Source organism: Ruegeria sp. BH8, from assembly GCF_056538065.1.
In genome coordinates this window covers 38088-52194 of record NZ_JBQFSP010000009.1, presented here as the reverse complement: position 1 = coordinate 52194, position 14107 = coordinate 38088, and the positions used below count along the sequence as shown (strand labels likewise).

Below are 14107 nucleotides of genomic sequence, written 5' to 3'. Positions count from 1 at the left end.
CTGAAGCTTTTGTCCTACGTGTCACGTTGGGCAAAAATAGGGCGATCGGTGTTCAGGTGAATTTCCTGAGGAAATGATGCGGGGCGGCATCAGAGTGGCTTATCGCAAAATTGGAACAGAATCTCCTGCCCGTTGCAACGCGGGTGGTTTCGGCCCCCCTGTTGCCCAATCCAGCAACTCGACCGTATGAACGACTGGCACTTGGGTGCCGGACCCGATTTGCATCATGCAACCGATATTGCCTGCGGCGATGATATCGGGCTTCTTCGCCTCAAGTGTTTTGATTTTGCGCTGCTTCAACTGACCCGAGATTTCCGGCTGCATCAGGTTGTAAGTCCCCGCGCTGCCGCAACACAAATGGCTGTCGGCGGGCTCGACCACTTGGAACCCGGCACGTTTCAGCAGGTCTTTGGGATAGGTCTTGATCTTCTGCCCATGCTGCAGCGAACACGCTGCGTGATACGCAACTGTGAGGTCCTGATCACGCCCTTCGGGCAAATTCAGTTGCATAACCAGCTCACTGATATCCATCGCGATACCCGAGACCCGTGCAGCATCATCCGATAGCGTGTCGTTCCGGAACATATGCCCGTAATCCTTGACCGTCGTCCCACAACCCGAGGTGTTGATCACGATGGCGTCCAATCCGTCGCCGTCCATCTCGCGAACCCAGGCTCTGATATTAGCGATTGCGGCTGCATGGCTGTCTTTCACCTTTCCCATGTGATGGGTCAGTGCTCCACAACATCCAGCACCCTCAGCCACCACAACCTCACATCCCAGCCGGGTCAGCAGACGGATCGTGGCGTCATTTATGTCGGTATTCAGCGCTTTCTGCGCGCAGCCCGTCATCAGGGTCACCCGCTTTTTCCGCTCGCCTTCGGGCGCAAAGCTTTGTGGATCATCATTACGGCTGACCGACGGAATGTTCTTGGGCGCCATGTCCAGCATGGCACGCAACCGGGCATCTGGCATGAGAAACCGAAACGGGCGACCCAGTTTCGCCCCGATCAGGGCCCAGCGAAAGCGCATCGGATAGGGCAGGATCTGCGCAAGAACCCAACGCAAAATGCGATCCGTCAAAGGGCGTTTGTAATTCGCCTCGATATATTCCCGCGCGTGATCGACCAGATGCATATAGTGCACACCTGACGGGCAAGTGGTCATGCAAGCCAGACAGGACAGGCACCGGTCGATATGTTTGACCGTCTTTTCGTCGGGCTGCCGCTCGTTTTCGAGCATATCCTTGATCAGATAGATGCGCCCGCGCGGACTGTCCAACTCGTCGCCAAGAACCTGATAAGTCGGGCAAGTCGCCGTGCAGAATCCGCAATGGACGCAATTTCGCAGAATTTCGTTTGCGCGCTTGGTTGCCGGGTCTTGCAGCTGCCGTTCAGTGAATGATGTCTGCATAAACCTATCCCATCAGCCCTGGAGTGAACAAACCACGTGGGTCAAACTTCGCGCGCAATCCCTTTGTCAGGGTCGAGACGGCCGCGGTCTCCGGTTGAAAGCGCCCCAGTCGCGCGACTGTTTCTGCATCCGCTCGTACAAGTGTCGCGTGGCCAGAAAACACACCTAGGCGCGCGCGCAGATCCGTGCCCTTAGGGACGCGCAGCCAGACAAGTCCGCCGCCCCAGTCAAACAGTAACTGATCCGCTTCAGCACGCGCAGAAACTTCGGCCGCATCTCCGGGTTTTACGGAAAGCCGCCAGACATCCCCGTCCTGCCTCTGAAACGGATGAGCATCGCGGATACCAGCCCAAAGCGTGTCTGCACCTGCTTCTTCTGAAATCTCACCAAACCGGGACAGTTCAGCCGTCAATCTGCCTGTGCGATATGCAACCGCGTCCGTGAAACCTTCGAGCCTAAGCAGGGCTTTCCCGGCGTCAGGATCATACGCAGCCCCCGTTACCTCGAACGGAGATCTCAGCGCGGCGGACAGAACCCGAACCGCAGTACCAGCATCCCGGACCCCAACAGATAATGTTGCCACCCGTTCTGGTTTTGGAAGCACCTTCAGCGAAACTTCGGTCAAAACTCCTAAAGTACCCCAGGACCCGCCCATCAATTTAACCAGATCATACCCGGTGACGTTCTTCATCACGCGGCCACCGTTCTTGATCACCTGCCCGCACCCATCGACATAGCGTACCCCCAGCAGAAAATCCCGGCAGGCCCCGGCTTGTATCCGTCGCGGGCCCGAAGTATTGGCCGCGACGACGCCGCCAATGGTCGGCTCACCCTGAGTCCCCAGCAATCCGCGATGATCCATCGGCTCAAACGCGAGGTGCTGACCGTCTGCTTCCAGCACTGCCGTGATCTCGGCCAAGGGTGTCCCTGCCCGCGCTACAAGGGTCAGCGCCCCGGGCTCATAAAGCGTGATACCGCGCAAAGCTCCGGTTTCGATTTCCGCATACGGGTCGGCAATTCCACGCGTCCCGCCTCCGACAATGCGTACAGGGTTTTCCAACCCGGCCACCAGCTTTGCCAGATCGGCCTCAGTCTCAGGTCTCATTGGCTTCATCTTTTCAAAAATACTCCGGGGGCAAGGGGGCAGCGCCCCCTTTATTCTGCTGCCATTCGCCGCGGCTCTGACACGTCGAGCGGAAACACTTTGGCCGCGTTAAGCAGCCATTTGGGATCGAAAACGTCCTTAACCGCCATCTGCGCCTCAAGGTCGGCAGGTGAGTATTGATGCGACATCAGATCCCGTTTTTCGATCCCCACACCATGTTCCCCGGTCAGACAGCCGCCCTCGTCAACACACAGCTTCAGGATCTCTGCCCCGAAAGCTTCGCATTTTTCCAGATCGCCGGGTTTGTTGGCGTCGAACAGGATCAGCGGATGCATGTTTCCGTCGCCTGCGTGGAACACATTTCCAACCGGCAGCCCGAACTCCTCACTCAGTTCTCCAATACGACGCAGAACGGTTGGTAAGGCTGACACCGGGATCGTGCCATCCAGACACATGTAATCGTTCAATTGTCCCATGGCGCCAAATGCAGATTTCCGACCCAACCAGATCTTGGCGCTTTCCTCGGCCGACTGGCTTTCGCGCAATTCAACCGGGTCATGGCGTTTGGCTATCTCGATGATTTTCGAAAGCTGATAATCGATTTCAGCGTCAGACCCCTCAACTTCGACGATCAGCAGCGCATGGCAGTCGGGATACCCGGCATGGGCAAAGTTCTCGCAAGCCCTGATGCACAATGTATCCATGAACTCGATCGCAACCGGCAATATGCCCGATTTGATGATGTCCGAGACACACTGCCCTGCAACCTCATTGTCATTGAAACCCATCAGGACCGGTCGCGCGCCCTCGGGCTTGCGAAGAATACGCAACGTGGCCTCGGTCACCACACCCAGCTGGCCTTCAGACCCACAGATGACACCCAACAGGTCCAGACCTGGTGCATCCAGATGCGCACCACCAATTTCGACAACGCTGCCATCCATCATGACCATGGTCACGCCCAACAGGTTGTTTGTTGTCACCCCATATTTAAGGCAATGCGCACCGCCCGAATTCATCGCGATATTGCCCGCGATGGCACAAGCCAGCTGCGAAGACGGATCGGGGGCGTAGAAGAAATCCTCTTCTTCGACCGCGCCGGTAACGCTTAGATTGGTGCGACCCGTCTGTACTCTGATGAAGCGGTTGTCATAGTCGATTTCCAGCACCTCATTCATCCGTGCGACGCCCAGAATGACGCAATCCGCAGTCGGCAAGGCTCCACCGGCCAGCGAAGTACCCGCCCCGCGCGGCACCACAGGCACGTTTTCGTCATGACAAATGCGCAGAACATCCGAAACCTGCTGTGTGCTTGACGGCAGCACGGCCAGCATTGGCGGGCATCTATAAGCCGTCAAGGCGTCACACTCGTAAGCGCGGGTTTCGGCGGGGTCGTGGATGATCGCCTCTTCGGGCAGAACCCGCGACAGCCGCGCAACAAGCGCAGATTTCCGGCTCAGAACATCCGGGCTTGGCTTTGGCATCTCCATGGCGTTCCTCTTTTTGGTAAAATAATATTACCAATTTATCGCGCTGGCAAGTTCCCATGCCCGGCCTTACTGTCGCGGTCATGACCTGGATCGAACGTGCCGCTCTTTTTGCCCCTCTGGACTATGCATCGCTGCTTCTACTGCTGGTTGCTTGGCTGTGGATTGGGTGGAAAATTGAACATCCGTCACCGCAGAGGCAATCCGTAGCCCTTATGATGGACGATTACCGGCGCGACTGGATGCGCGAGATGGTGACCCGCCAACCGCGCATGTTTGACGCACAGGTCGTGGCGGCCATGCGGCAGGGCAGTACATTCTTCGCGTCGACCACGATGATTGCCATCGGGGGCGGGCTGGCCTTGCTGGGCAACACCGAAAGGCTGGCAGGCGTCGCAATCGACCTCGCCATCGGCAGTGTCCCGGCAATGGTCTGGGAGATCAAAATCCTTTTCGTCGTATTGCTACTGGCCAACGCATTTCTGAAATATGTCTGGGCGCACCGCCTTTTCGGATACTGCGCCGTGTTGATGGCTGCAGTTCCCAATGACCCCGAAGACCCGCAAACCTATCCCCGCGCCGGTCAGGCGGCTGAGATCTGTGTCACCGCCGCGCGCAGCTTCAACCGTGGTCTGCGCGCCACTTATTTTGCACTGGCGTCGTTGGCATGGTTTCTTGGACCTGTCGCGCTCATTTTGGGTACAGCGGTCACGTTTGGCGTCTTGTATCGGCGCGAGTTCACCTCACACTCGCGGGAAATACTGATGGCCCGAGCGGCCAGCACGGATACGTGATACCGACACACCGCCACACTGGTTACACTGGTGCGATGCGATACTTGATTCTCTGCGCCATGTTGGCGAGCCCTGCCCTTGCCGACCCGCCAACAATCGAACAGGTCCTCACCAGTGCAAACGGTGATACATGGCGGTTCGATGTGACGATCCGGCATCCCGATACGGGTTGGGATCATTACGCCGACGGCTGGCGTGTTCTGGATATGGATGGAAACGAGTTGGGAATGCGCGTCCTGCTCCATCCACACGAAACCGAACAACCCTTTACCCGCTCTCTGGGCGGGGTGGTCATTCCCGAAGGCATGACTCAGGTGCAAATTCAGGCACGGTGCATCGTCGATGGATGGAATGAAGGCACCACAGTGGTCAAACTGGATTGATCCTCAGAAAATACCCATGGCCAGACCCGCACCCAAAGCGGCTCCTGTCTCGCGGCATTGATCCAGCTGGTCTTGCGGGATTGTCTTTTCGGCCAAGATGGCCTCGGGCGTTTGTACATGAGTGCAGATGATCAGCGGAGGCTGAACAGCTTTTAATCGCCAACCGGTGGCTATCCGTGCGATCTGACGGGCGGCGTTTTCGCCATCTGATCCTGCGCAAATCATCTGCGCATAGGGTCGGCCTTCTAGTTTTCCCAGCACCGGGTAGTAGCAGCGGTCGAAGAATTCCTTCATCAGACCCGAAATTGCCGCCAGGTTTTCTGGCGCGCAAAAGATGTAGCCATCGGCAGCCAGCAGATCTTCCGGCCCGGCTTGATTGGCTGGAATAAGCTTTGTGTCAGCCTCACCTCGCGCTGCTTCGGCCGCCGCTTCGGCCATCTGCCGGGCACCGCCTGTGCGGGAGTGATAAACGATCAGAAGCTGCGCCATGTCAGACCCGGTGGTAGGGGCCACCTGACAGAATGGTCGCGGCCCGGTAAAGTTGCTCGGCCAGCATCACACGGACCAGCATATGGGGCCAGACCATTGACCCGAATGAAACGGAAAAATCCGCCTCGGCCCGCAGAACTGGGTCGATTCCATCCGCGCCACCGATAACAAATGCCAGGTCCTGCCGGCCCGCGTCGCGCCAATCACCCAGCTTCTTCGCGAAATCGGGCGAGGACATGACCCGCCCCCGTTCATCCAGCGTGCACAACACTGCCCCTTTGGGTAGGGCCTTGCGCAGCAGCGCGGCCTCGGCTGCCATGCCTGCGTTTTTCTTGTCTTCAACCTCGATCACCTGCGCAGGCCCAAGGCCCAGCGCACGGCCGGTCCGGTCAAAACGGGTCAGGTAATCGTCAAGCAGTGTCTTCTCGGGTCCGGCGCGCAATCGCCCGACCGCAACTATGCTGATACGCATATCTCTCTCGCCTCCGGCCTGTTAATGCAGGCCGGGATGGCGCCTCAGTTCGCCGAGGCGCTGCCGCCCTGAGGCAGCCACATCTTTTCCAGCTGATAGAATTCACGCACTTCGGGGCGGAAGATATGGACGATGACGTCGCCCGTATCGATCAGCACCCAGTCGCCGGTGTCCTTGCCTTCGACCTTCGAGGTGAAACCGAATTCCTGCTTGATGCGATCCGTCAGCTTTTCCGCCATGGCCGAAACCTGACGGGTCGACCGACCCGAGGCAATCACCATGTGATCCGCAACCGATGATTTGCCCTGCAGGTTGATCTGCACGACGTCTTCGGCCTTGTCATCGGAAAGTGAGGAAAGGATTCGTTCAAGCAGCTTGTCGCTGATTGACTGAGAGTGGGCCATTATGTTGACCCCATCATCGGCGGGCAAACCCGCCTGTGTATGTAGAGACAGGACATAGTCCTCCTTTGCTGCGCGCCGTGAAACCCCGGCGCCGGGGTACTAATAAGGTAGCAAGGGGAATGCAACATTTCAATGAATGCACGCTGCAGGGCGCACACAGGCGCTTACTCTGTAATGATCTGTTGCGCAGTTGCGCCGTCTGGCAGCAACCGGATTTCGCGCTGCGGGAAGGGGATCGAGATACCTTCTTCCTTGAATGCGTCCCAAAGCGCCAGATAGACATTGCCCCGGATATTGGTCAGCCCCTTTGTCGGGTCGCTGATCCAGAACCTCAGCACATAGTCCACGCTGCTGTCACCAAACCCGGTGATGTGGCAAACCGGTTCATGTTTGCCGCCGCTCAGGACCCGGGCAACCGCCTTCACCGCCCTGATTGCGGTTGCGCGCACTTTATGCGGATCGTCGTCATAGCTGGTACCAAAATCCAGATCCAATCTCACGAACCGGTCGGAATGCGACCAGTTCACCACCTGGTTGGTAATCAGATCTTCGTTTGGTATCAGGTACTCGCGCCCGTCCCGCGTTACGACAGACACGTATCGCGCGCCAAGCGCATTGATCCAACCGAACGTATCCCCCAACGAGATCACATCGCCCGGCTTGATCGAGCGGTCCATCAGGATGATGATCCCCGATATCAGGTTCGACACCACTTTTTGCAAACCGAACCCGATACCCACGCCGATGGCGCCAGACAAAAGCGCGATGCCGGTCAGATCGAACCCCAACGTTCGGATCGCAGCTATAAAGACTGCCCCGTAAAGCAGAACCTGTATGCCTTTTGACAGCAGCACCTGCATGGACGGGGTTATGTCGTCATTGCTTTGCAATGCGCGTTCGGCTGCGCGCGTGCCGATACGGGCCAGTGTCAGCAGGATGCCAATCAGCAAAGTTGCCTTGAGAATCCCAAGAGCCGAAATATGCAGGTCCCCAATGGAAATCGCGACACCGTCAAGAAAACCCGCGACATCATCCGTCAGATTCAGCGCGACAAGCGTTGCGTAGATCCACATTGCCCACTTGAAAATCCGGCGAAGCGTGCGGTTTTGGACCAGTCTCGCGACCAGTGCTATCGCCAGCCACGCCGCCGCCAACGTAGCTATCACCCCGATAATATAGCTGCGCGATGGCCAGGTGAGCTGCTGCATGGTCAGATACAATGCCCACGAAAGCAGGATGAAGTAGACCAGCGCCAACCGCCGCATCAGCTGTACCAGAACCCGCAGCCGCCATTTTGGCCATCCCGTGCGTGAACGAGCCCAGGCATCCCATCTAGACTGGGTCAGGAATTTCAGCAGCAAAGCCAGCGCCCACAGCAACAGGATGATGAGCAATTGATATTGTCGCCAGCCCGGCGTGACGATCAGATCAAGCAGCCTCTCGAATTGCGCGGAAAAAGCCGCAACCATGTTGTTATAGAGGTCGGTCAGCGTACTTGGGATCAGGTCTTGGTTCATGCACGTCTCCTGCGGGGCCAGCTTGGACAGCAATGCAGGGCGATGCAAGCCTGACACTGGTTTTGAACCTTGATTGCCGGAAGGGCGCGGTATATCTGAACCGCATGAGACTCAATGTGGCCCAACTTCAGAATCTGGAAGATCGCGCGCGCTTGCGTGAACGGTTCTTTGGCGCTGCCCGCACCGTTCTGGCGCGCCTATCCGTCGCCTGAGCCAACTCGCCAGCTATTTCTCATTACATACGGGAGAGGACCGATGTCCCCCAAGACACTCTATGACAAGATCTGGGATGCCCATGTCGCGCACGAAGCCGATGATGGAACCTGCCTGCTTTATATCGACCGCCATTTGGTGCACGAAGTCACCAGCCCGCAGGCATTTGAAGGGCTGCGCATGGCAGGCCGTAAAGTGCGCGCGCCGGAAAAAACCATCGCTGTACCGGACCACAACGTGCCGACCACACCGGACCGCGTGAATGGGATCGAAAACCCGGAATCACGCATTCAGGTCGAAGCACTGGACAAGAACGCCAAGGATTTCGGCATTCACTACTACCCGGTGAATGATGTGCGCCAGGGCATTGTCCACATCGTTGGCCCGGAACAAGGTTGGACCCTGCCGGGTATGACCGTTGTCTGCGGCGACAGCCACACAGCGACCCACGGTGCATTCGGCGCGCTGGCCCACGGCATCGGAACGTCCGAGGTTGAGCATGTTCTGGCCACGCAAACGCTGATCCAGAAGAAGTCCAAGAACATGAAGGTGGAAATCACCGGCAAGTTGCAACCGGGCGTGACCGCCAAGGACATCACTCTGGCTGTGATCGGTGAGACCGGCACTGCTGGCGGTACCGGCTATGTCATCGAGTATTGCGGCGAAGCAATCCGTGATCTGTCGATGGAAGGACGCATGACCGTCTGCAACATGGCGATTGAAGGCGGGGCTCGTGCTGGTCTGATCGCGCCGGATGAAACAACGTTCGACTATGTCAAAGGCCGCCCGCACGCGCCGAAAGGGGCGCAGTGGGAAGCGGCTCTGACATGGTGGAAAACGCTTTACACCGACGAAGACGCGCATTTCGACAAGGTCATCACTCTGCGCGGCGAAGACATCGCGCCGGTCGTGACCTGGGGCACCAGCCCCGAGGACGTTCTGCCGATCACCGCAACCGTCCCGAACCCCGAGGATTTCGAAGGTGGCAAAGTCGACGCAGCCCGCCGCTCCATCGAATACATGGGGCTTAAAGCCGGCCAGAAGCTGAGCGAAGTTGAGATAGACACCGTCTTTATCGGCTCGTGCACCAACGGCCGGATCGAGGACCTGCGAGCCGCCGCCGAGATTCTGAAAGGCAAAAAGATCAAGGACGGCATGCGCGCCATGGTCGTTCCAGGTTCGGGTCTGGTCCGCGCGCAGGCCGAAGAAGAAGGTCTGGCGGATATCTTCAAAGAAGCCGGTTTCGAGTGGCGTCTGGCAGGATGTTCGATGTGCCTGGCGATGAATCCCGACCAGTTGCAACCGGGTGAACGCTGCGCCGCGACTTCGAACCGCAACTTTGAAGGCCGTCAGGGCCGGGGCGGGCGTACCCACCTGCTGAGCCCGGCAATGGCCGCCGCAGCGGCAATCACAGGACGGCTGACAGACGTTCGTGAAATGATGTAAGCTACCCTCATAACTGGATATTTGAGGGATTGAAGACATGAGTGACTGGACAAAATGGCTATTGCTTGGACTTCTGTCCATCGTGTTCGGCATCTTTGTGCTGGGCGCACCGGTCGTGGCATCAATTACCGTGACGGTGGTCACAGGTGTATTGCTGTTGATTTCGGGCGCATTGCAGGTTGTCGGCGGCTTCACAGTCGAAGGGACAGGCAACAAGATACTGTCACTTATCATGGGTGTCGTGATGCTGTTTCTGGGCTGGTCCTTTCTGGATCACCCACTGCAAGGAACGCTGACACTGGCAACCGTCTGCCTGATCCTGTTCATGGCTGGCGGCATTGCCCGCGTGATCCTGTCGTTCCAGATGCGTGGAACACAGTATTTCTGGGCGACGCTGGTCTCGGGCATCATGTCGATTGTTCTTGCAATCCTGATCTGGCGCTTTGCTGCAATGGACCCTTCGGTGCTGCTGCAATTGCTGGGTATCCTGCTGGGGATCGAGATGATCTTTAACGGGCTCGGCCTTGTCTTCATGGCGTTCTTCGTCAAGGACGCACCAAAAGAAACGAAACAAGCTTAACGCGGGGTCTGGGCGCGGCCCTCTCCCGCAGGAGTGTAAACATGGATAAGTTTGAAAAAGTCCACGGGGTGGCCGCCCCAATGCCGCTGATCAATATCGACACCGATATGATCATCCCGAAAGTGCACCTGAAAACCATCAAACGGTCGGGCCTGGGTGTCGTTCTGTTCGACGAGATGCGCTATCACGATGACGGTCAGGAGAATGAAGAATTCGTCCTGAACAAACCCGCCTATCGCGAGGCCGAGATTCTGGTTGCTGGCGACAATTTCGGCTGTGGGTCCTCACGCGAACACGCGCCCTGGGCGATCAAGGATTTCGGCATCAAGGTCGTGATCTCGACCAGTTTTGCCGACATCTTCTTCAACAACTGCTTCAAGAACGGCATTCTGCCGATTGTTGTCGGGGCAGAACACCACGCGATCCTGATGGATGATGCGCATAAAGGCGAAAACGCCCGCATGACCGTACATCTGGAAGACCAGCAGATCACCACATCGGACGGCGTCGTGATCGATTTCGAAATCGATCCTCACCGCAAGCACTGCCTGCTGAATGGTCTGGATGATATCGGGCTGACGATGGAAAAAGATCATCACATCGACAAGTTCGAGGATCACGCCAGTCAGGCCCGTCCCTGGGTGTGATTCTGGGGACGAATCTGTGGATACTCAACCTGACGGGGTCGCCAAGGCGGCCCCGCTCGCATTCTTGGGGTTGATTTTTCGAAAACCACAACATGTGGGTATCAATTTGAGATACACGTCGGATTTGCGTCGAAAATGATGCAATACCGCACCAGTTGCGCCATCTTTTTGCCCGAAATCCCGTGTTTTCTGCACCTCGGCTTGAGCAAAATGCCGCTTATCGTTCATGTTGACGCTGAAGAGGCATCCGTCAACGTCAGACGAAGCGACGGGCACAAGTTGGAAACAAGTCGACAAAGATCGGCTGATCCGGTTTGAAAAAGGGTTCGGATAGTGATTGCGCGCACAACAGGGGCGGCGATACGCGGTATACTTGTTGCACTTATGGTGCTGACACCTGCGTTGTACCTGCCTGTCTCATCTACGAACGGGACCGAGATACTGGTCTTTCTCGCGATCCTCGCGTTTATCCTGACCTTTGCCGAATACAATTCCGCCTTTCCCAGCTTCATCGAATTCCGCGACGCGCCCCCGGTCAATCGCCTTCGGTTTGTCGGCCTGATGTCGATGGTCACCTTTCTGACGCTGATCTGCAAAAACGCCTTTGAACCAACGCAGTTGACCACATTCTCTTATTCGGTTGGTTTGGCTGTCGCAAATGTGGTGGACTTCCCCTATTCTCCGGTGCGCCTCATCGTGTTGATGTTGCCCCCGGATGCCAGCCACGCCTTGATTGAACTGGTCCGCATCACGGCCAGCGTGGCTTATGTCGCGGCATTGGTCACGATTGTCAGCTTTGCCTATGCGGTCAGGGTTCGGGGATGGCCAACCGGAAATGGCGCCTTCAATGTTTGGACAAACCTGCCGCTGTTTGACCCGACCAAAGGGGGCGATGTCGTTACGCGCCTTCAACGGGATGGCCGCCTGAACATCTGTATCGGCATTCTGCTGCCATTCCTCATTCCGGCGATAATCAAGTTGATGAGCAGTGTGATCGCCCCGATCTCTCTCGGGAACCCACAGACCTTGATCTGGACCATGAGCGCATGGGCCTTCCTGCCCGCCAGCATGATCATGCGCGGCATGGCGACCCTTAGGATCGCGGGCTTGATCATGGAAAAACGCCGCGCTTATTCGACCAGCGAGTCAACACAGGCCGCATGATCCGCACCCTATGTCTGCTATTGCTGCCCTTTGCGGCACAGGCAGAGGTCGTGCGTATCGCCACCTATAATACCGAGCTCAGCGAAAAAGGTCCTGGCCTACTGCTTCGCGACATTCAACGCGATGACGCGCAGGTTCTGGCCGTTGTTGACGTTATTGCATCGGCACGCCCTGACATAATCGCCCTTCAGGGTATCGATTGGGACCTGAACAATACTGCTGTAATCGCCCTGACCGGGAAACTGCGCAACGCGGGGCTTGATTACGGATATTACCTTGCCGCACAACCCAATGCCGGGCTGGAAACCTCGCTTGATCTGGACGGTGATGGCAAGACCCAAGGCCCCGGCGACGCCCAAGGCTGGGGGCAGTTCACAGGTCAAGGTGGGCTGGCGGTGTTGTCGCGATACGAAATCATCACCGCTGAGGTTCAGGATTATTCCGAGCTGTTGTGGCGGAGTTTACCGGGCGCCATCCTGCCTAGAGCAAACGGGCACCCCTTCCCGTCTGACGCGGCACATCAGATACAACGCCTGTCTTCGACCGCACATTGGGTTGTACCGATCGAAACCCCTTATGGGCGGCTCAATCTCATGACCTTTCATGCCGCGCCACCCGTTTTCGATGGGCCCGAGGATCGAAACGGATTGCGCAACCAGGATGAGATCAGGCTCTGGTCCGTTTTACTGAACGGTGAACTGAGGCCAGTTCCCAAAGGTCCCTTCGTAATCGCCGGCGATGCCAACCTTGACCCAACGCGTGGAAAGGGCCGTAAACAGGCCATTCAGTCCCTTCTGGCCCATCCGCGTTTGCAAGACCCGCTGCCGAAAGACCCGTCAGGTTCGACCTCAACGGTCGCGTGGAAGGCCACGGGTGAAATGCGCGTGGATTATGTGTTGCCGTCGGCCGACCTGCGCATTTCGGATGCCGGTGTAACGTGGCCGGAAGAAGGCACCAAGCTATACGAATCCGCCCTGCGCGCCAGCAGGCACCGATTGGTCTGGATTGACGTCACCCTGCCCTAAGGCGTGACCGACTCTCCGTTCGCATAGGGCAAAGCCACAAGGCTGGGTGAGATCGCAGAACGCAATGCATCATCCAGATCTGTCTGATGCACGGAACCCAGCAACTCGGTCAGGTACGATCCGTCCAACTGATGTGGCACCTGCCACAGGTACCGCATTTCAATCAGGTGTGAGGACATGCGCCAGAATGGTCGCGCCAGCTGCAATGGCCACCATTGCATAGGCTTCACGGATATGTCCCGCCCGGTCACTCTCGTCAGAGACTGCGCGATCTCAGCTCCGGTCAGGGTGTAGCCAGCAAAAGGAACATCGCAGAACCGCGGCAGATCCTTTCGGATTTCACATAGCGCGACGGCAGCTTGGGCCAGATCAGGCAGATAGGCCCAGGCGTGCAGAGCTTTTGGATCTCCGGGATACACGAATTGATTGCGCGACAGATGCTTGGTCATGACCTGATCGAACCAGTTTCCAGATGCCTCGGTGTCAATGAAATCACCCGCACGCAGAAGGATCGTTCTGACGGTTGAAGCGCGATACGCCTCCTCCATTTCAATCCGGATACGGCCAAGCGGATTGGTGGCCAAGTGCGGTGTAAGGCCGGACCATGGGCCTTGCGTGCCCGCTCCAAAAACATAGACGTTTCCGGGAACCAGTACGGTGGCTCCGGTCTCGGACGCGGCGTCTATCACACGTCTGGTCAGGTCGGGCATTTCACGCGACCAATCAGGATAGAGCGGGTTCCACCCGTTTACGATGACATCCACCCCTTTTGCCGCCTGGGAAAGAGAACCGGACCCGCGACGGAATGTCGGCACGGTCCAACCCGCATTCCGAAACGCCTTTGCAGCATTGCGCCCAAACCGGCCCGACGCGCCGAGTATCAGAGCAGTTTGTGTCATTGATGCCTCCTGTTTCAGACCAATCTATCCATTCAATGCACGTATGGAATTGCCGGGAAATGTAGAATG

The 14107-nt window shown here is 57.4% G+C and carries 16 protein-coding genes; 8 read left to right on the top strand and 8 right to left on the bottom strand.

Features of this window, described 5'->3' with window-relative positions; translation table 11 throughout:
• Positions 1 to 99 precede the first annotated feature (99 nt).
• Genes glcF through ACR0AD_RS14815 form a run of 3 tightly spaced genes read right to left on the bottom strand, consistent with a single transcriptional unit; the run spans position 100 to position 4008 of the window.
• Positions 100 to 1413 (bottom strand): glycolate oxidase subunit GlcF, encoded by a 1314-nt coding sequence (gene glcF / locus ACR0AD_RS14825; protein WP_480488163.1) that lies wholly within the window; start codon positions 1411 to 1413, stop codon positions 100 to 102.
• A gap of 4 nt (positions 1414 to 1417) precedes the next feature.
• Positions 1418 to 2518, bottom strand: a complete 1101-nt coding sequence (locus ACR0AD_RS14820) for an FAD-binding protein (protein WP_480488164.1) — start codon at positions 2516 to 2518, stop codon at positions 1418 to 1420.
• A 50-nt stretch (positions 2519 to 2568) separates the two neighbouring features.
• Positions 2569 to 4008, bottom strand: a complete 1440-nt coding sequence (locus ACR0AD_RS14815; protein WP_480488165.1) for an FAD-linked oxidase C-terminal domain-containing protein — start codon at positions 4006 to 4008, stop codon at positions 2569 to 2571.
• Between the two features lie 80 nt (positions 4009 to 4088).
• Here ACR0AD_RS14815 and ACR0AD_RS14810 point away from each other — a divergent pair, with 80 nt between their 5' ends.
• The gene (locus tag ACR0AD_RS14810) at positions 4089 to 4799 is read left to right on the top strand and encodes a DUF599 domain-containing protein (protein WP_480483963.1); all 711 of its coding nucleotides are present in this window, start codon (positions 4089 to 4091) and stop codon (positions 4797 to 4799) included.
• Positions 4800 to 4834: 35 nt separating this feature from the next.
• Positions 4835 to 5182 carry a hypothetical protein gene (locus tag ACR0AD_RS14805; RefSeq protein WP_480483891.1) on the top strand — a complete coding sequence of 116 codons (348 nt, stop codon included), beginning with the start codon at positions 4835 to 4837 and terminating at the stop codon, positions 5180 to 5182.
• Positions 5183 to 5185: 3 nt separating this feature from the next.
• Here the strand turns inward: ACR0AD_RS14805 and ACR0AD_RS14800 are convergent, their stop codons facing one another.
• From ACR0AD_RS14800 to ACR0AD_RS14785, 4 genes are all read right to left on the bottom strand, one after another.
• Positions 5186 to 5671, bottom strand: a complete 486-nt coding sequence (locus tag ACR0AD_RS14800; protein ID WP_480488166.1) for a flavodoxin family protein — start codon at positions 5669 to 5671, stop codon at positions 5186 to 5188.
• A gap of 1 nt (position 5672) precedes the next feature.
• Positions 5673 to 6143: a 23S rRNA (pseudouridine(1915)-N(3))-methyltransferase RlmH gene (gene rlmH / locus ACR0AD_RS14795; RefSeq protein ID WP_480488167.1), complete on the bottom strand. Its 471-nt coding sequence runs from the start codon at positions 6141 to 6143 to the stop codon at positions 5673 to 5675.
• Between the two features lie 44 nt (positions 6144 to 6187).
• Positions 6188 to 6547 carry a ribosome silencing factor gene (gene rsfS / locus ACR0AD_RS14790; protein ID WP_209599225.1) on the bottom strand — a complete coding sequence of 120 codons (360 nt, stop codon included), beginning with the start codon at positions 6545 to 6547 and terminating at the stop codon, positions 6188 to 6190.
• 164 nt (positions 6548 to 6711) lie between these two features.
• A complete protein-coding gene (locus ACR0AD_RS14785; RefSeq protein ID WP_480488168.1) occupies positions 6712 to 8064 on the bottom strand; it encodes a mechanosensitive ion channel family protein in 1353 nt (450 codons plus the stop codon).
• 116 nt (positions 8065 to 8180) lie between these two features.
• On the opposite strand from ACR0AD_RS14785, the gene ACR0AD_RS14780 reads away from it, so the two are divergent.
• From ACR0AD_RS14780 to ACR0AD_RS14755, 6 genes are all read left to right on the top strand, one after another.
• Positions 8181 to 8276 (top strand): isopropylmalate isomerase, encoded by a 96-nt coding sequence (locus ACR0AD_RS14780; RefSeq protein WP_245220657.1) that lies wholly within the window; start codon positions 8181 to 8183, stop codon positions 8274 to 8276.
• A gap of 43 nt (positions 8277 to 8319) precedes the next feature.
• Positions 8320 to 9723 carry a 3-isopropylmalate dehydratase large subunit gene (gene leuC, locus ACR0AD_RS14775; protein WP_480488169.1) on the top strand — a complete coding sequence of 468 codons (1404 nt, stop codon included), beginning with the start codon at positions 8320 to 8322 and terminating at the stop codon, positions 9721 to 9723.
• Between the two features lie 37 nt (positions 9724 to 9760).
• Entirely contained in the window at positions 9761 to 10303 is a 543-nt protein-coding gene (locus tag ACR0AD_RS14770) for an HdeD family acid-resistance protein (protein ID WP_209507240.1), read from the top strand.
• A gap of 41 nt (positions 10304 to 10344) precedes the next feature.
• On the top strand, positions 10345 to 10950 hold the full coding sequence (leuD, locus tag ACR0AD_RS14765; RefSeq protein WP_480483885.1) for a 3-isopropylmalate dehydratase small subunit: 606 nt from the start codon (positions 10345 to 10347) through the stop codon (positions 10948 to 10950).
• Between the two features lie 333 nt (positions 10951 to 11283).
• Positions 11284 to 12114, top strand: a complete 831-nt coding sequence (locus ACR0AD_RS14760; protein ID WP_480483884.1) for a hypothetical protein — start codon at positions 11284 to 11286, stop codon at positions 12112 to 12114.
• On the top strand, positions 12111 to 13139 hold the full coding sequence (locus ACR0AD_RS14755) for an endonuclease/exonuclease/phosphatase family protein (protein ID WP_480483883.1): 1029 nt from the start codon (positions 12111 to 12113) through the stop codon (positions 13137 to 13139). Before ACR0AD_RS14760 ends, ACR0AD_RS14755 begins: the two co-directional genes overlap by 4 nt.
• Here ACR0AD_RS14755 and ACR0AD_RS14750 read toward each other — a convergent pair.
• Positions 13136 to 14038, bottom strand: coding sequence for a Rossmann-fold NAD(P)-binding domain-containing protein (locus ACR0AD_RS14750; protein WP_480488170.1), 903 nt, complete (start codon positions 14036 to 14038; stop codon positions 13136 to 13138). The genes ACR0AD_RS14755 and ACR0AD_RS14750 overlap by 4 nt on opposite strands.
• Positions 14039 to 14107: the final 69 nt, after the last annotated feature.